The following is a 17,975-nucleotide window of genomic DNA, read 5'->3' on the forward strand; positions in this document are numbered from 1 at the left end:
GTGCTTTAATAGCAGCTAAATAAAACGACTCTAAGGGTAAATTCAAGGTCATTACTTCTACTTGAAAAAAGCCAAAATAAGTCCATCTATAAACCCATCCAGTAAAGTAAAGTGCAATTGCTAATAAAGCAATTAAACTCGCTAATTTGCCTAAAGGATTAATATCTTGATTATTCTCAGGAGATGAAGTCACAATTTAATATGTTTTTAGAATTACAATAGTAAATTGATTATAATAGATCAATAAATTCATCAACAGTTAAACCTGCTTGACGAATAATGTTACGCAGTGTGCCTTTGGCAATAGTTCGATGATTAGGAATTGTAACTTGAGTTGATGGATTTTCTCTAATTAACGTGATATGACTACCATGCTGTCGATAAACTAAAAAATCTATTTTTTTCAATGCTTTGATACATTCTTTGCCAGAAATAGCGGGTAGTTTACTCATAAAAAATCGAAGTTACTTCAATATTATCTTCAGGAATTAACTCTCCCCTTTCTTGTAAGACTTCAATATGAAGATCGATAGCTTCTTGAATATTTTCTAACGCTTCCTTTTTGGTTTTTCCTTGACTAAAACAACCAGGTAAACTCGGAACTTCAGCAATAATATAGCCATCTTCATCAGGATAAAGTAAGATGGTGCGTTTCTGAGAAATTGGGGTTAACATAATAAGTATGGGTTACACCAATAGTTGACTTTTCTTAACTATAGTATAATCTACCTAAAAATCAAGCTTACCCTTAAAAATATGAAGTTTTTTATATATACTTTAATTTTCACAGCAACGATTATCTTATCAGTTACAGGATTAATGGGAAATGCAAAAAATATCCCTAACCTAGAAATTAGTCAAAATTCAACCACTACTAAACAAAGAACTCCCCTTAATTTATTAGTTCCCGACTTGGTTACTGTAAGTTTAAATCAAGAATCATACACAGGAAAATTAACCAGTTTCAATGCTAATTATTTAACCATTGAAGGACATGGTGGAGCAGAAAAAATATTGATTTCTCAAGTTAAAGAAATGAATTTTAAAGGTGATGTTTGGGTTAAAAATTCTGATGGCACAATTAGAAGATTTCCGTGGCGAGACAGTAGTAAAATTTTACAAGAATTGCCAACCAATGCCTTTAAATTAGACAAAAATGCAGAAAAAGCAACCCTTGATTTAGAGAGTTTAAGTGATGAAGGATTCAGTCGATTTTCTCAACATCTTAATAAAAACTATGGCATTAAAGCTATTTTTTTCGAGTCATCAGAGAAAATGGCGGTTAAAATTATGGAAATTGATTAAACTGTAATTAAATAAAATCGCCAGAATTTTCCGATGTTTCCCGTAAGACAGTTCTATCGCACCTTTATCCTCACTGGTTTAGGTTTCATAACGGTTACTGCGTCCCAAGCAACCACCCATCACAATTTTATCCCTGTCCTATTTCCTGACTCAACTAAACCTACCCATAATCAGACTTTAATTGCTCAAAAACAGTCTAAAGTTGCGCTGGTTATTGGAAATAGTGCTTATGAAGAAAAACCACTATCTAATCCTGTTAATGATGCAAGGGATATGGCAAAAGCTTTGCAAGAATTGGGATTTGAGGTAACGTTGGTGAAAGACACAGATTTACCGACGATGGAGGAAGAAATAGATAAGTTTAGCCAACAATTACGATATGGTGGGGTTGGTTTGTTTTATTATGCGGGACATGGAATACAGATGGAGGGAAAAAACTATTTGACTCCCCTCAAAGCGGAACTTAAGCGAGAAAAGGACGTAAAACGTAAATATCTTGACCTGGAAACGCTATTAGATGCAATGGAAGCGGCGCAAACAAGCATCAATATCCTTATTATTGATGCTTGCCGACGGGAGCCTTTTTATAGTCAATTGCCTTCTGCTTATCGTAGTTCATCAAATCGGGGTTTAGCAGAAGTAAAGTCGCTCCCCGAAGGAACCATTATTGCATTTGCCACTGCACCAGATCAATTAGCAGAGGATGGAATACATACTCGAAATTCTCCTTTTACTTCAGCATTACTGCAACACATCAAGACAGCAAATTTAGATGTACAGTTAATGTTGAGACGGGTTAGTGAATCGGTTCAGAAAAAGACAAATAAAGAGCAAAAACCTTGGACAAACGCTAATTTAGTTGGGGGTGAGTTTCATTTGAATCCTCAACCGAAGATTTCCCCTGTTCCAATTCCATCGTTTCCACCTCCTCCTGTACAAACTCCAATAAATCAAAATAAACCACTAGATTCAGATGATGTTCCTAATAAATATCCTCAGCCACGTCGTCCTCCTACAATAGAATCAATCCCAGGTTCTATAACTTGTCCAGGCTATGAAGAAAAGTGTTAGGATTATTAGATATAAAAAAAGGTAAATTGTATGTTACAAAAAAAAACTGTTGCAATGGTAGCTTTAAGTTTCCTTACAATCACTCACTTGTTTATAAAAACTAATTATGCTTTGGCCGAAACATCAGAAGGATCAATTATAGAGGATGATCTTAATACCCAAAATTCATTGCCTTGGGGTCTCCCAGACTGGCGATATAGTCAAGTTCTTAATATTCACGAAAGTTTAATCAATTTACTTGTTGGTAAGGTGGTTATAGATAAGTATGAAAATAGAAATGGTGCTTTGAGTATATTTAATAATCCTCCAAGTCCTGGGAAAAAAAATTTTATTTCTTTTTGGGGAAGTAAAATTGAGGGCTGTTTTGTTAAATTGATTTTTCAATCCGCATCTTCTTCTAATCCAATTGATCCCGAAACATTGATTCCTATTCGACTTGATATGGGAGTTGATGACACAATTATCAAATTACGAGCTAAAAGTTCTTCTAATACTACTTACTGGAAGGAAAATTATACCTATGGAGTTGATGAAAACCAGATGACAGGAACTTTCTATGGAGTAGAACAAAACTTTTTTATAAGCTCTGAACAAGTTAATCATTTAAAGTCTGCTTCAACACAAGAAGTTAAAGCTAGAATAACTTTTCGCGATGGTTCTAGTATAATCTATCCTATTGGAGTAGAAACAGTCAAGCGGTGGAAAAATGTTTATAGTTTTAATCCTTACTGCAAAGATATGAACTAAATAGTTTAGCAATCTAAATGCACTATTATCAGGGAAGGAGAGAGAGGAGAATTGATTGGTGTATTACGCTAAGCTAATACACCAATCAACCTGATTTTGGTGCGTTGCAGAATTACTCTTAAAAGGAATTTATCCACACAAAATATTAGAAGGCGATCGCTAATTCTGGTTATAACTAGGATTTGACTGATAGAATTATCTCAACTTTAGAATATAAATTACACTTATGACTTCTGTGCGATAGCACCGGAACGTAGTGAGGAACTTCCATTTCTGAGAGGGGTTAGGGGTGGGTTGACTTCATTCAATGGGTAGGGCTATATATGCTAGACTTAAATGATAAACGGATTTATGGTTGGTTATGGTTTTTTCTTCTCTGATTCGTACCCTACAAAAATCTCCTTTAAGTAAAGAATTATTAGACAAACTAAAAGGAAATAATGAATTAGGATTAAAAGGAATTAATAGACTACCAAAAGGTTTAATTTCTTCTACTTTAGCTCAGGCTAAAAAGGATAATCTATTAGTTGTCTGTGCTACCTTAGAAGAAGCAGGAAGATGGACAGCACAATTAGAGATAATGGGATGGAAAACAGTCAATTTTTACCCAACAACGGAAGCATCTCCCTATGAATCTTTGAATCCTGAATCAGAAATGATCTGGGGACAAATGCAGGTATTATCTAACTTGAACATATCTGATTCTAAGGAAGATAATTACGCTATTGTTACCACAGAAAAAGCTTTACAGCCTCATTTACCTCCTCCTGATATTTTTCATAACTACTGCTTAAAATTAGAAGCAGGAATGACAGAAAAATCGAAAAAGTTTGACGAAAAATTAGTTAAATTAGGCTACGAAAGGGTTAATTTAGTTGAGGTAGAAGGTCAATGGAGTCGTCGCGGTGATATTGTTGATATTTTCCCCGTTTCTTCAGAGGTTCCCCTCAGATTAGAATGGTTTGGAGATGAATTAGAAAAAATAAGAGAATTTGATCCAGCAACTCAGCGATCGCTTGATAAAATAGAGCAAATTTTATTAACTCCTATTGGTTTTAATACTATTATTGCTAATACGATTAAAGAGAATAACTATGACTTAGATGATTATTTATCAGAAGAAGAAAAAGAAGGGTTAGAAGAGTATAATTATCCTCCAGGAATGCAGAGATTTTTAGGCATAGCTTTTGATAAACCTAGCTCCATTTTAGACTATTTAGCTCCTAATACTCTCTGTGTTTTCGACGAAATAGAACAATGTCGCTCCCATAGCGATCGCTGGTTAGACTATATAGAAGAACAGTGGCAAGATAATAATAAAACATTACCAAAAGTGCATAGAAGTTTTGATGATTCTTTTCAGTTAATAGACAATTTTCCTAAACTATATCTCTATGAACTATCAGAAGTTAATAATAAAAACGCCCTAGACTTATCCAGTCGTCCCCTACCAACAACTCCCCATCAATTTGCTAAACTAGCAGAAATATTAAGAGGAAAACGCGAAATTTATAGTGGCATGACCCTCAATAAATATGCTACTTGGTTGATTTCCGCGCAACCTTCTCGCACTGTTTCTCTATTACAAGAACATGACTGTCCAGCGCAATTTATTCCTAATCCCCGTGATTATCCAGCTATTAATAAATCCCACATTCAAGAAACAGCAATCGCTTTAAAATATTCGGGTTTAGCAGAATTAGAAGGGTTTATTTTACCAACCTTTCGTATTGTTGTTGTCACAGATAAAGAATTCTTTGGACAGCACGTTTTAGCCACAGCAGGGTACATTAGAAAGCGTCGTCGTGCTGCTTCTAAAAAAGTTGACTTGCAACAACTACATCCAGGGGATTATGTTGTTCATAAAAGTCATGGAATCGGTAAATTTTTGAAGTTAGAAAGTTTAGCAACCCGTGAATATTTAGTCTTACAATACGAAGATGGTATTTTAAGGGTTCCTGCCGATTCTTTTGATAGTTTATCCCGTTATCGTCATACGGATTCAAAACCCCCTAAACTCCATAAAATGACGGGTAAAATGTGGAAAAAATCGAAACAGAAAGTGCGAAAAAATATTAAGAAACTAGCGGTTGATCTGATTAATTTATACGCAAAACGAGCAAAAAATACAGGGTTTACCTATCCCCTCGATACTCCTTGGCAACAGGAATTAGAAGACTCTTTCCCCTATCAACCTACTCCTGATCAGTTGAAAGCAATACAAGAGGTTAAAATAGACTTAGAAAGCGATCGCCCTATGGATCGTTTAGTGTGTGGAGATGTGGGTTTTGGCAAGACAGAAGTAGCAGTTAGAGCTATTTTTAAAGCCGTTACCAGTGGTCATAAACAAGTAGCATTTTTAGCTCCTACTACTATTTTAACGCAACAACATTATCACACCTTAAAAGAAAGATTTGCTCCTTATCCTATCAATATTGGACTATTAAATAGATTTCGTACAGCCTCGGAGAAAAAAGAGATTCTGCAACGTTTAGCTACAGGAGAATTAGATATTGTTGTTGGCACTCAACAGTTATTAGGAAAAAGCGTAAAATTTAAAGATTTAGGCTTATTAGTTATAGATGAAGAACAGAGATTTGGTGTTAATCAAAAAGAGAAAATAAAGGAAATAAAAAGCCATGTTGATGTCCTTACTTTGACAGCTACACCAATTCCTAGAACTCTCTATATGTCCTTATCTGGAATACGGGAAATGAGCTTAATTACTACACCTCCCCCCTCTCGTCGTCCAATTAAGACCCATTTATCTCGTTACAATCCTGATGCAGTGAGAACAGCTATTCGTAATGAATTAGATCGGGGAGGACAAGTCTTTTATGTGGTTCCCAGAGTCGAAGGAATTGAAGAAGTAGCAGCACAATTAAAGAGAATGGTTCCCAGTGCTAGAATGGCTATTGGTCATGGTCAAATGGATGTTAATGAGTTAGAAATGACCATGTTAGGGTTTAATAATGGGGATACAGATATTCTGGTTTGTACCACCATTGTTGAGTCAGGTTTAGATATTCCTCGGGTTAATACAATTATTGTAGAAGACGCTCAAAAATTTGGTTTAGCACAACTCTATCAACTGAGAGGAAGAGTAGGAAGATCAGGGATTCAAGCACACGCTTGGTTACTCTATCCCAGTAAATCTCAACTAACAGAAACGGCACGAAAAAGATTAAGAGCGTTACAAGAATTTAGTCAGCTAGGTTCAGGGTATCAATTAGCAACTCGTGACATGGAAATTCGCGGAGTTGGTAACTTATTAGGTGCTGAACAATCGGGACAAATGGAGTCTATTGGCTTTGAATTATATATGGAAATGTTACAAGAAGCTATTAGAGAAATTCAAGGTCAAGAAATACCAAAAGTAGAAGATACTCAAGTTGACTTACAATTAACTTCTTTTATTCCTACGGATTATATTCCCGATATGGAACAAAAAATGTCTGCTTATCGGGCAATTGCTGTTGCTAATTCTAAGAAAGAACTAAGTCAAATTGCAGCAGAATGGAACGATCGTTATGGAAAATTACCAGTCCCCGTACAACAATTATTACAAGTAATTGAACTGAAACAGTTAGCAAAATCTTTGGGATTTTCTCGCATTAAACCAGAAGGAAAACAACATATTGTCTTAGAAACTCCAATGGAAGAACCTGCTTGGAAACTATTACAAGAAAAATTACCCCAACATTTGCGATCGCGTTTTGTTTATAGTCCCAAAAAAGTTACTGTCAGGGGTTTAGGAGTTATGAAACCACAAAAACAATTAGAAAGTTTATTAGAGTGGTTAGAAAAGATGCAAGACGCGATTACAGTGAACAGTGAAGATAATAGATAATTATTATCATTTGAGTCTATAATGAATTAACTATAGTAAATTTTGACAGATTAAAGAAAGATGTCTAAAATACCTGTAATTTCAGAACATATTTGTATGACTCCAGGGGTTTGTGGGGGAAAACCTCGTATTGCTGGTCATCGAATTAAAGTACAAGATATTGTCATTTGGTATGAAGAAATGGGACTTTCTCCCGATGAAATTGTTTCTCGACATCCAACTATTACGTTAGCGGATGTTTATGCAGCGTTAACTTATTACTATGATAATTTTCAAGAAATTCGACAAGCAATTTTAGAAGATGACCGTTTAGAAGCTGAAATGCGCTCATTATTTTCTTCTTAAAATGTTTCCATAATTAAGCGAAGTTAACTTTATTTTTTAGGATCAATACTTGATAATTCGTCTAATTAATGTGTTTAAAAATCTAACTTTTATTTATGTCTAATTTATCTGATAGAATAAAATTTCATTTAGATGAAAATGTAGAAAATGCCATTGCTGAGGGATTAAGAAGAAGGAATATTGATGTAACAACTACAGCAGAAGTCAATTTAATTGGTGCATCTGATGAACAAAAAACCACATTTGCTTTGACTCAAAAGCGGGTAAAAATTACCCACGATGCTGATTTTTTGAGACTTCATTAACGACAAGTAGAACACGCTGGAATTATTTATTGTCGTCAAGGTCGTCGTTCTATTGGAGAAATTTTACAAGCTTTATGGCGAATTTATCTCTCTCAAAGCACCGAATCAATGTATCAGCGTCTTGAATTTATTTAAGAGTAATTATCTTGAGGTACAACGAGGTCATCTCCCTGCATTTTAGCTAGATATCAAATAAGAAACTGGTAACTGGTAACTGTTCACTGAATTTTAACCAACGGTTCTAAAATTTCTCTTTCTTCTTTAGCTAATTTCATCAATACTCTTCTGTCTCCTTTGCTTTCTTTATATTCCACTGCTGTTTTTAAGAAACGCAAGGCAATGGATAATTCTAGTTTATCTCCTACAATAGATTGCCAAATTTCTAACCAAGTACGTGCAAGTTTATCGCTGACCATTTCTGACATTAAAGTAGGAATATGATCCACCATTCCTTTACTTAAATTAGACACAACTTTGTGTTTATCATAAATATTGACTAATGTTTCAATGCAAGATTTCCAAACATCAATATCCCTGGTACTATCCCAGATAATTTTTATATATTCCTTTATATCTCCTGTATAAGATTCTGTTTGATTAGCAAAGCTATTTAAAGCATCATCTAATTGTTTAAATCCTTCGTCCCAATTGTTCAATTTAAAGATAACTTCAATCCGATTAAACCAAGAATAAGAGTTTTTTGGATTTAATGAAATTGCTTTGTTGTATGAGGCGATGGCATCATCAAACCTTCCTAAGTTAAATAAAACATTCCCTCGGTTATTCCAAGCTTCATCTTTATCTGGTTTAATTTCTAAAGCTTTGTTGTATGAGGCGATGGCATCATCAAATCTTCCTAAGTTAAATAAAACATTCCCTCGGTTATTCCAAGCTTCATCTTTATCTGGTTTAATTTCTAAAGCTTTGTTGTATGAGGCGAGCGCTTCATCAAACCTTCCTAAGTTAAATAAAGCATTCCCTCGGTTATTCCAAGCTTCATCTTTATCAGGTTTAATTTCTAAAGCTTTGTTGTATGAGGCGAGCGCTTCATCAAACCTTCCTAAGTTAAATAAAGCATTCCCTCGGTTATTCCAAGCTTCATCTTTATCAGGTTTAATTTCTAAAGCTTTGTTGTATGAGGCGATGGCATCATCAAACCTTCCTAAGTTAAATAAAGCATTCCCTCGGTTATACCAAGCTTCATCTTTATCTGGTTTAATTTCTAAAGCTTTGTTGTATGAGGCGATGGCATCATCAAACCTTCCTAAGTTAAATAAAGCATTCCCTCGCTTATACCAAGCTTCATCTTTATCAGGTTTAATTTCTAAAGCTTTGTTGTATGAGGCGATGGCATCATCAAACCTTCCTAAGTTAAATAAAGCATTCCCTTCTTCAATACCTTGAATAAGCAACGATTCACCTTCGATAGACGCTTTATCCATAGTCTGTTTCATCAAACTTTCTTTAACTGCTAAAGCGTGATTAATATATTCTCTTTCTAAACAATTTTCTGGAAGTTGTTGTAATCTTTCTTGTAATTCTTTTTTGCTGTACCAGATTCTCAAAAAATCAATAAATAACTTGATGGGTTCTCCTCGCTGTTTTTTAACTTCCAAACAGATACGCATCAAAGGTTCTTGTAACTCATAAAAGGATTCTCTACCAACAGCTTCAGCAGTTACATAACCTTTTTTTCGTAAATCTTTCAATTGTCCCGATGCTGTTTGAGGACTAATAAAACAACGTTGAGCAATTTCTTTTACAGGTAAAGCATTGGATTTTTCACATAATAACTCAATCATTTTTCTTTGTTGCGGTGATAAATATTGCATCCTTGCTTGATAGTAAGGGGTTAATTCATCTAATGTTTTCATTACGGGTTTAACTAACTCATCTAAAGAATTACGAGTTAAAAATTGTGAAAAAATAACATAAACTCGATGATTACCTCCTGCTAAGTGATGAATAGCTTGAATACGATCTTTTCCTATGGGAGATTTAATAAAAGATTCTAATTCTTGATCCTTTTGAAGTTCTGCTATGTTTCTTAATAATTCTGTTGCTGCTTCGATGGTTAATTTATCTAGGTATTTAGGAGCAAAAAAACCATAGAAAGGTGAATCTTTATTGCTAACTCCAGCAAATAAACTTTGGCTAGTAGCAATAATAGTAATTAGGTTATTATTTTGTAAATAAGCTCGAAATTTTTTTTGTCCAATATCTCCTAAACCATTAAAAATTTCATCAAGATTTTCTGTGAGTAATAATAAGGTTTTATTACCAATAAATTCTTTTAAGATTCTTTCTGCTTGATAAGTTGCATCATCAGCAGATAATTTATATAAAGATTCAACTTTTTCTTGTATTTTAGTTTCGTATAATTCTGAATCTTCATTCTCTAAAGCACTAAATATTCTGATTAATAAATCTAACCACGAACTAACACCCCATTCTTCTTCTTTTAACCAAGCAATTAATAATTTATCTTCTAACTCTTCTCTTTTTTTCAGACGATGATAAATTAAGGCAATAGTATGGGTTTTACCAATACCTCTCATCCCAATTAATAGACGAAAATGTTTATTAGCAGTTTCCGCACTATGACAAACTGATTCGATTAAATCTTCAACTAATTTATGTCTCTGTACAAAGATAGCTTCTAAAGTATTTGCAGACATTAAACTAGGGGTGAATGTTGAAAGAAAATTATTATCCATAATAAAAACAGTGAACGGTGAACAGCGGATAGTGAGTAGTGATAATAACTGGTAACTAATAACTAATTGTTATTTATAATGTTCTAGAAATCACCCAATATTTTTTAACAATATTTATTTTAAACTTAAAAATTGTATTTTCTTTAATTAAGTAGTAATCTTTGAGTAATAGCTTTAAAACGGATCTGAATATTTCTTCATCGTCTAAAGCTAATCTATTCCATAAATCCTGAAAAGATAAGCCACTTTCAATGGCTAAAATATCTAAGATTTTTAAAGCATATTTTTTCTCATATTCTGTATAATAATTATCGATCCTGTCTCTATAATGCTCGATTTTCCAGATATTTAAGGGATTAATCAAGGATTTATTGATGGTTTTTTCTACAGTTTTTTTATCTATAAAACCATAAATAAATTTAAGTTTACTAATTAGAATATGAATATAAAAAGGGATACCACTAACCTCTTCAGAAATGTATTGAGCCATGATTTCAATATTATCAGTTTCTATTTTTTCTCCTTCTATTAAACGAGTAGTTAACTCGCTTGCATTGCTTAAAGATAAGGGAGGAACATCGATAGGATACATATCATTAGTTGGATCATTCTTATAACCAGCTTCCTTTAATTTCTTAATAACATGATGTAAACCAATTGAGCCAGTAAATACCATCCTAACTTGAGGATAATTTTGACGAAGCGATCGCAAGATATCTAACATTTCCATTGACTCTTCATCCCCTATATTACCCAACATATAAGGTACTTCATCCCAGAGAAAAATTACTTGATGTTCTTGATTTGTAACTAAATCTTCTATGGTTTTTGTTAATAATATTTTCCAATGGGTTGCAGCTATTTTAGGGAACTTAAAACCGCTAAATTCTGCATCTTGAAATTGACTAATAAATTGTCTTACTTTTTGTGTCGTTTTTTGTGATTTACTTAAATATTTTTCTACATCTTCCCACACTGCTTCAACAAACTCAATCGGCGATCGCATTCCTTCAAGATCCCTAAAAATAATCAGCTTATTATCCTTTCCCTCCGCTTGCATCTTCTTAATCATATTCGTTTTTCCCATACGCCTCTCTGCGCTGAGAATTACGCTTTGTTGCTCTAATATAGCCCAAATTTTAGCAATTAGCTTGTCTCTACCTATAACGTCTTCAGGCGCAAGGATACCCCCAGGATTCGCTTTCATGGCTTTCATACGACTTTATTAATGTAAGTTATTTTCATTGTACGTCATTTTTAACGTACGTCAATTTTGTCTTATATTAATTTAATGCAAATTAAAGAGGGGTTCAATTGAACTCCTCTGATCACCTAGAAATATGAGGGTTAAGCAGGAACTGGTTCTCCGGGACGTAACTTCATCCATTTTCCCGTTTCTTGCAAAAAGCTTTCACAACCGACTACATCCCACTCCATTTCTATGTAATCTTGATTAGGACGAATGTTAACATTAATAGTAGGTTCTTTCGGTTCAAAAGTAGGATTATCGGTTAAATGGGGTTGTTGGTGTTGTTCTTCCACTGCGTGATAGGTTTGACAACTATCAACATAACGACAGTTAACACAAATACACATATATTTCTCCTTTGCTAGTTTTACCTATTAATGTAACGTAGGATATAAAAATGTGACTATTTTTAAAGGTTTATTTCTTGAATTTACATGAAGCAGACGACATCATCTCTCAATTTATCCTCTAATATTCTACCCTTTGATTTAGACTTGCTTCCACCCACTGCTTATTTAGTAGGTGGGATGGTTCGAGATGCACTATTAAACCGTTCAAGAGATTATCTAGACTTAGACTTTGTTTTACCAAACTTAGTGATAGAAACAGCTAAAAAAATTGCTAATAAATATCATGCAGGTTTTGTAGTTTTAGATGCAGAAAGAAACATTGCTAGAGTTGTTTTTGAACAAGGAACCGTTGATTTTGCGCAACAAGAAGGGTATAGTATCGAAAAAGATTTAAGCAGAAGAGATTTTACAATTAATGCGATAGCCTATAATTTTTATCAACAAAAATTAATTGATCCTCTCAATGGTTTAGCAGATTTAGAAACAAAAACCATAAAAATGATTAGTATCAAAAATCTTCAAGATGATCCCTTAAGATTATTACGCGCTTATCGTCAAGCTGCTCAATTAAATTTTATAATTGAACCCGAAACAAGACAAACTATTGTAAAATTATCTCCTTTAATTAATCAAGTAGCTGCCGAACGAGTTCAAAGCGAATTAAATTACTTATTAGGCAACCCTCGGGGAAGTCAATGGTTGAGTGAAATAACCAAAAATGGCTTATTAAAACCTTGGTTTCCTGAAATATACAATAATAATTTACAGCTATTAGAAGACATTGATAGCAGTATTAAATTATTACAAAATCAGTTAAAAGAAGATGATTTTAATAACTTGTTTGAGCTTCAAGGAGAGCAAACCATTTATAGTAGTTCCTTCTTACAAAGAGCAAGATTAACTTGTTTAGTTTCTAATGATTCTAAAATTGCTAAAGAACAATTAATTAACTTAAAGTATTCCAATCAAGATATCAAAGCAGTTGTCAACGTTTTAAACAATTTACCTTGGTTAGAAAAAAATCAGCAAAATATATCTTTAAGAGAATTATATTTTTTATTTTTAGAACTTGGCAATCATTTTCCTATTTTTGCCCTAGTTGCTTTAGGGGAAAATATTAATAATAACCTGATTTTAAACCTAATTACTCATTATCTTGATCCCCAAGATAAACTAGCACATCCTATTCCTCTAATTACAGGTCATGATTTAATTAACTCTCTTAACATTAAACCCAGTCCCCAACTCGGTAAACTTTTAACCGAAGTCTCAATTGCTCAAATTGAAGGAAAAATAAACAGTAAAGCAGAAGCTTTAGATTTTGCTAGAGATTATATCTAAACTAATATCTTGCAACAGTACAGAAAACCTCAACAATAAAAAAAAGAAAATCAATTATAATAAATTAATTAATTAACCTTGAGCCGTGATAACTATCACGACTGGGTTATGATTATAAAGTGGAGATCAACGATTAAGACTTTTTGTATGGATTATCTCGTAGCTGTTGTTAGCGATCGCATTAAAGCAGAGGAGGCCTACACTGCTCTAGAAAAAGGTGGCATTCCTACCAGTCAAATGAGTATCCTGGGGAAAGGGTACAAAACCGCCGATGAATTTGGTTTAATTGATCCTGGACAACAGGCTAAAAAACGGGCCATGCTCATGGCTATCTGGCTAGTCCCTTTTGGTTTTATTGGTGGTTATTCCTTTGATCTAATCACAGGGGTCAATAGTTTTGATTGGGCAGGAGAACCCTGGAATCATATCTTAGGTGGGTTTGCTGGTGCCATTGGAGGGGCAATGGGTAGCGTCTTTGTTGGCGGTGGTGTCGGTTTATCCGTGGGCAGTGGAGACGCTTTACCCTATCGAAATCGTCTCGACGCAGGAAAATACATCGTTGTTGTTCAAGGGGCGACTAGCTTGAAAAATAAAGCAACTTCTATACTTAATCCCTTAAACCCTGAAAATATCCAAGGTTATTCTTCTGAGAACTATTAGTTTCTATCTTAAGTGTTCCCATAGGAATTGACTTAGGATTAGATAATTGGTTAATTGACGTAAATAAAAAAATAGGTAGAGTAAAATATTAAAGTAACTCTACCCATATAGTTAATGCTCATAATTCAGTCATAAACATATTAACTGAATTATAAAAACCTATCTTTTAACATTGAACTGATTCTGCCCTTAACTCATCAATTAATTGAGCTAGTTGCTCACTATCTGCTCGATAAACTTCTCCACAAAATTCGCAAGTTGCCTCAGCCCCATTATCTTTTTCAATCATATCTTGTAATTCATCTTCTCCTAATAATTTCAAAGCCCCTAAAACCCGACTAAAAGAGCAAGGACAATGAAACCTTAACATTTGAATATCGGGAAAAATAACTAATCCTAAATCTCCCAATAACTCCTCTAAAATATCCGGTAAACCCTTCCCTTGTCGTAATAAAGGAGTAAACCCGGAAAGTTTAGAAATACGAGATTCTAAAGTAGCCACTAACTGCTCATCTCTAGCTGCTTTAGGCATTACTTGTAACAATAAACCACCGGCCGCTGTCACCCCTTGCGCCCCCACAAACACTCCTAATAATAAAGCCGAAGGAGTTTGTTCAGAAGTAGCTAAATAATGGGTTATATCGTCCCCTATTTCCCCAGATACCAACTCTACGGTACTAGAATAAGGATAACCATAGCCTATATCTCGTACCACATAGAGGAACCCTTCCGAACCAACCGCACCCCCCACATCTAACTTACCAAGGGAGTTGGGAGGCAGTTCGATACTAGGGTTGGCAACATAACCCCTCACCGTTCCATCTAACCCTGCATCCACTAATAACCCTTTTAACGGACCATTTCCTTTGACACGAATGTTGACACGAGAACCCTCTTTTTTCATGCTAGAAGCCAGTAATAAACCGGCTGACATGGTGCGTCCTAAGGCTGCTGTAGCAACATAGGACAGTTGATGTCGTTGTCTTGCTTCTTCTGTGAGTCGGGTAGATATGAGACTAACCGCCCGAATACCTCCGTCTGCTGCTGTTGCCCGTATAAGTTGATCCGCCATGAAAATCCTTACATTTCTTGATATATTTTTTCTTATCTTAATCAAACTGTACAATATCAAACAAACAATTCTGGTGTATTATTGACCTAGAAATAATCATCCGTCTTCATAAACTTTTCAAGCTTATCCGAGTAGTATTGAGTGAGGAGTGATTGAACTGTTTACTGATCCAATATTTGCGTTAAAATGGTAGTATAATGGACTATCTAGAAGCAATCAAATGCAGTTTATCGATCGCGCAGAAATAGAAGTAGAAGGGGGAAAAGGAGGAGATGGCATGGTTGCCTTCCGACGGGAAAAATATGTCCCAGCAGGAGGCCCAGCAGGAGGGAACGGAGGTAAAGGAGGATCGGTTATCCTACAAGCAGAAGGAAACCTACAAACTTTGTTAGACTTTCGTTATGCTCGTCGTTTCAAAGCAGATGATGGCAAACGAGGTGGTCCCAATAATTGCACCGGTGCTATGGGTAAAGATACAATAATTGAGGTTCCCTGTGGCACAGTAATTTATGACCTAGAAACAGATGAAATGTTAGGGGACTTAGTGGAAAAAGGACAAACCCTTTGCGTTGCTGAGGGAGGAAAAGGAGGGTTAGGGAATAAACACTTTTTGAGTAATAAAAATCGCGCCCCCGAACACGCTTTACCTGGTTTAGAAGGGGAGTTGCGTAACCTCAGATTAGAATTAAAGTTACTGGCAGAGGTTGGCATTATTGGTTTACCAAACGCGGGAAAATCGACGTTAATCGCCTCTTTATCCGCTGCCCGCCCTAAAATAGCTGACTATCCTTTTACTACTTTGGTTCCCAACTTAGGAGTGGTTAGAAAACCCACAGGGGACGGAACGGTATTTGCTGATATTCCTGGTTTGATCGCCGGGGCCCACGAAGGTGTAGGGTTAGGCCACGAATTTTTACGCCATATCGAACGGACTCGTCTATTGTTACACTTAGTAGATGTGACAGCCGATGATCCCATCCAAGATTATGAAGTGATTCAAAAAGAATTAAATGCTTATGGTCGGGGATTATGCGATCGCCCCCAGATAATTGCTTTAAATAAAGTTGATGCTTGTGAACAAGAAACGTTACAATTAATTAAAGAGGAGTTACAACCGTTGAGCGAGTCTCCCATCTTTGCTATTTCTGCTGTGACAAAAATCGGCGTTGAGGAACTGTTACAAAATATTTGGTATCTTTTAGAAAAAGCAAGCACTAGCGCGGAAAATAGCTCCTTCCCGTTAGTCGATTTCAGAAGAGAGCTATCACATTAACGCTGATATGACACTGACATAACACACACATCGCCCCATGACGATTTAGTTATTGGTAGAGTAAAAAATCTACTAAAAAAGTTCCTGCTAAGATCAAAAATAGAGAAATAAGTTCCATGGGGTTGCTCCTACTCAAACTAAACGAAAGACATTTATTATTTTTGTGAGCAGCTAGTGCGATCTCACTTATACACCCTATATTATAAAAATTTCTATCTCCGTACTTCCCCCAGGTAGCTCACCCATTTGGGTTATTTGTTTTACAGGTAATTACTGAGAAATTATTAGCCATGTAAAATAGACTGTTCAAATCCTCGATCAATATCGGCAAAATTAACTAATAAATTTCCGTGAATAACCATTACCCCTTTGGGATTTCCAGTTGAACCTGATGTATAACGACTACAACCTGAATATTTGGATTCAGCAATCAAATACCAGGTATTGAAGTTGTGCATCAACTTAAAGAGGAGTTTACTGAAATTTTTGATAATAGTAATAATCTAGATAAAGGAACTATAAATTGGGCTTTCAAATTAATTTGTGAGAAATACAGGTACCAGGATAACAAGCCTTAATCTTACTTCTTACCCACATTTTACTACTTTCTATTCTCAGGAAATTAAAGTTACTGAATCCTTGGTTTTATGAACAGGGTTTGGAACTTTGTCCTGTAAGGTGCAAGATGTGAGTGTTACAAGAAAACATTAATTAATTGGTAGTATTTTTACTGCCGTGTAATTACTTTAATGGTTTTCTGACATTGCAAAAAAGTCCGAAAATAAACGGATATCGAAGCTTTATTAAAAATGTTATATAGGTACTTGAATAACAAGAAGAAGGTGCCAATATTATGGTTTCTACATCTCACAAAGCAGGTTATAGTAACATATCTCATTATTCTTATACAAAAGAAAAAATAAAATTATTCTCAAATATAGTGGATCTTCTGAGACATAGAGCTATCAACCAACCTTATCAAAAAGCTTATACATTTTTGAAAAATGGAGAAACAGAGTTAATTACTCTTACCTACGAAGAGCTAGATATACAAGCAAGAAATATTGCAACAAAAATGTTATCTTTAGGAGTTGCTGGAGACAGAGCTTTGCTCTTGTATCCACCAGGAATTGAATTTATTAGCGCTTTTTTTGGTTGTATATATGCTGGTATGATCCCCATTCCACTTTATCCCCCTAAACGCAATCAAAATGTATTAAGAGTTCAATCTGTTGTTGCTGACGCTGGAGCAAAATTCGCTTTAACAACCCAGAGCATTTTAGACAACATTGACAAACATTTTATTAACACACCAGATTTAGCCGCACTCAACTGGTTCACGACAGATAATTATGAACAGAATCTGGCAGAAAATTGGTATTACCCTGAAATTAACAGTAACTCTTTAGCGTTTCTGCAATATACATCAGGTTCAACTGGAAATCCCAAAGGGGTAATGGTTACTCACGAAAATTTATTAGTTAATTCTGCCGATTTAGATCGAGGATGGAAACATAATTCTAATAGCGTCATTGTAACTTGGTTACCCACCTTTCATGACATGGGTTTGATTTATGGGGTCTTGCAACCACTCTATAAAGGCATCCCTTGTTACATGATGTCTCCTGCAACCTTTTTACAGAGTCCTATTCGTTGGCTTCAAGCCATTACCCGTTACAAAGGAACCCAT

General features: G+C 34.9%; 16 protein-coding genes and 2 pseudogenes. 10 read left to right on the forward strand and 8 right to left on the reverse strand.

Going from position 1 to position 17,975, the window contains the following annotated elements; translation table 11 throughout:
* From QNJ66_RS10660 to QNJ66_RS10670, 3 genes and pseudogenes are all read right to left on the reverse strand, one after another.
* Window positions 1–193, reverse strand: a pseudogene (locus QNJ66_RS10660) (hypothetical protein); the annotation flags it as partial.
* 37 nt (window positions 194–230) lie between these two features.
* Window positions 231–452: a type II toxin-antitoxin system HicA family toxin gene (locus QNJ66_RS10665; RefSeq protein ID WP_300506261.1), complete on the reverse strand. Its 222-nt coding sequence runs from the start codon at window positions 450–452 to the stop codon at window positions 231–233.
* A complete protein-coding gene (locus QNJ66_RS10670) occupies window positions 445–675 on the reverse strand; it encodes a type II toxin-antitoxin system HicB family antitoxin (protein ID WP_300506264.1) in 231 nt (76 codons plus the stop codon). The genes QNJ66_RS10665 and QNJ66_RS10670 overlap by 8 nt, the downstream gene beginning before the upstream one ends.
* A gap of 81 nt (window positions 676–756) precedes the next feature.
* Between QNJ66_RS10670 and QNJ66_RS10675 the strand changes: the two genes are divergently transcribed.
* From QNJ66_RS10675 to QNJ66_RS26155, 6 genes and pseudogenes are all read left to right on the forward strand, one after another.
* Window positions 757–1,305: a hypothetical protein gene (locus tag QNJ66_RS10675; RefSeq protein WP_300506266.1), complete on the forward strand. Its 549-nt coding sequence runs from the start codon at window positions 757–759 to the stop codon at window positions 1,303–1,305.
* A gap of 33 nt (window positions 1,306–1,338) precedes the next feature.
* Complete coding sequence (locus tag QNJ66_RS10680; protein WP_300506268.1) at window positions 1,339–2,376, forward strand: caspase family protein; 1,038 nt, start codon at window positions 1,339–1,341, stop codon at window positions 2,374–2,376.
* 30 nt (window positions 2,377–2,406) lie between these two features.
* A complete protein-coding gene (locus QNJ66_RS10685; protein ID WP_300506271.1) occupies window positions 2,407–3,123 on the forward strand; it encodes a hypothetical protein in 717 nt (238 codons plus the stop codon).
* A 361-nt stretch (window positions 3,124–3,484) separates the two neighbouring features.
* A complete protein-coding gene (mfd, locus tag QNJ66_RS10690; protein ID WP_300506274.1) occupies window positions 3,485–6,973 on the forward strand; it encodes a transcription-repair coupling factor in 3,489 nt (1,162 codons plus the stop codon).
* Between the two features lie 60 nt (window positions 6,974–7,033).
* Window positions 7,034–7,318, forward strand: coding sequence for a DUF433 domain-containing protein (locus tag QNJ66_RS10695; RefSeq protein ID WP_300506276.1), 285 nt, complete (start codon window positions 7,034–7,036; stop codon window positions 7,316–7,318).
* Window positions 7,319–7,413: 95 nt separating this feature from the next.
* Window positions 7,414–7,758: pseudogene (locus QNJ66_RS26155) on the forward strand (DUF5615 family PIN-like protein).
* A gap of 83 nt (window positions 7,759–7,841) precedes the next feature.
* On the opposite strand, the gene QNJ66_RS10705 reads toward QNJ66_RS26155, so the two are convergent.
* From QNJ66_RS10705 to QNJ66_RS10715, 3 genes are all read right to left on the reverse strand, one after another.
* Window positions 7,842–10,301, reverse strand: a complete 2,460-nt coding sequence (locus QNJ66_RS10705) for a tetratricopeptide repeat protein (protein WP_300506282.1) — start codon at window positions 10,299–10,301, stop codon at window positions 7,842–7,844.
* A gap of 112 nt (window positions 10,302–10,413) precedes the next feature.
* Window positions 10,414–11,547, reverse strand: coding sequence for a hypothetical protein (locus QNJ66_RS10710; protein WP_300506285.1), 1,134 nt, complete (start codon window positions 11,545–11,547; stop codon window positions 10,414–10,416).
* Between the two features lie 140 nt (window positions 11,548–11,687).
* Window positions 11,688–11,936, reverse strand: coding sequence for a Ycf34 family protein (locus tag QNJ66_RS10715; protein ID WP_300506288.1), 249 nt, complete (start codon window positions 11,934–11,936; stop codon window positions 11,688–11,690).
* An 87-nt stretch (window positions 11,937–12,023) separates the two neighbouring features.
* Here QNJ66_RS10715 and QNJ66_RS10720 point away from each other — a divergent pair, with 87 nt between their 5' ends.
* Entirely contained in the window at window positions 12,024–13,280 is a 1,257-nt protein-coding gene (locus QNJ66_RS10720) for a CCA tRNA nucleotidyltransferase (protein ID WP_300506291.1), read from the forward strand.
* 147 nt (window positions 13,281–13,427) lie between these two features.
* Window positions 13,428–13,940: a hypothetical protein gene (locus tag QNJ66_RS10725; RefSeq protein ID WP_300506294.1), complete on the forward strand. Its 513-nt coding sequence runs from the start codon at window positions 13,428–13,430 to the stop codon at window positions 13,938–13,940.
* Between the two features lie 166 nt (window positions 13,941–14,106).
* Here QNJ66_RS10725 and hslO read toward each other — a convergent pair whose 3' ends face one another.
* Window positions 14,107–15,012, reverse strand: coding sequence for an Hsp33 family molecular chaperone HslO (gene hslO / locus QNJ66_RS10730; protein WP_300506295.1), 906 nt, complete (start codon window positions 15,010–15,012; stop codon window positions 14,107–14,109).
* Between the two features lie 220 nt (window positions 15,013–15,232).
* Here hslO and obgE point away from each other — a divergent pair, with 220 nt between their 5' ends.
* Window positions 15,233–16,285, forward strand: a complete 1,053-nt coding sequence (obgE, locus tag QNJ66_RS10735) for a GTPase ObgE (RefSeq protein ID WP_300506298.1) — start codon at window positions 15,233–15,235, stop codon at window positions 16,283–16,285.
* A 284-nt stretch (window positions 16,286–16,569) separates the two neighbouring features.
* Here the strand turns inward: obgE and QNJ66_RS10740 are convergent, their stop codons facing one another.
* Window positions 16,570–16,743: an AMP-binding protein gene (locus QNJ66_RS10740; protein ID WP_300506301.1), complete on the reverse strand. Its 174-nt coding sequence runs from the start codon at window positions 16,741–16,743 to the stop codon at window positions 16,570–16,572.
* A 395-nt stretch (window positions 16,744–17,138) separates the two neighbouring features.
* On the opposite strand from QNJ66_RS10740, the gene QNJ66_RS10745 reads away from it, so the two are divergent.
* Window positions 17,139–17,975: AMP-binding protein (locus QNJ66_RS10745; protein WP_300506303.1), on the forward strand; the 837-nt coding region annotated here is incomplete at its 3' end.

This window comes from Crocosphaera sp. (assembly GCF_030064895.1).
GTDB lineage: Bacteria > Cyanobacteriota > Cyanobacteriia > Cyanobacteriales > Microcystaceae > Crocosphaera.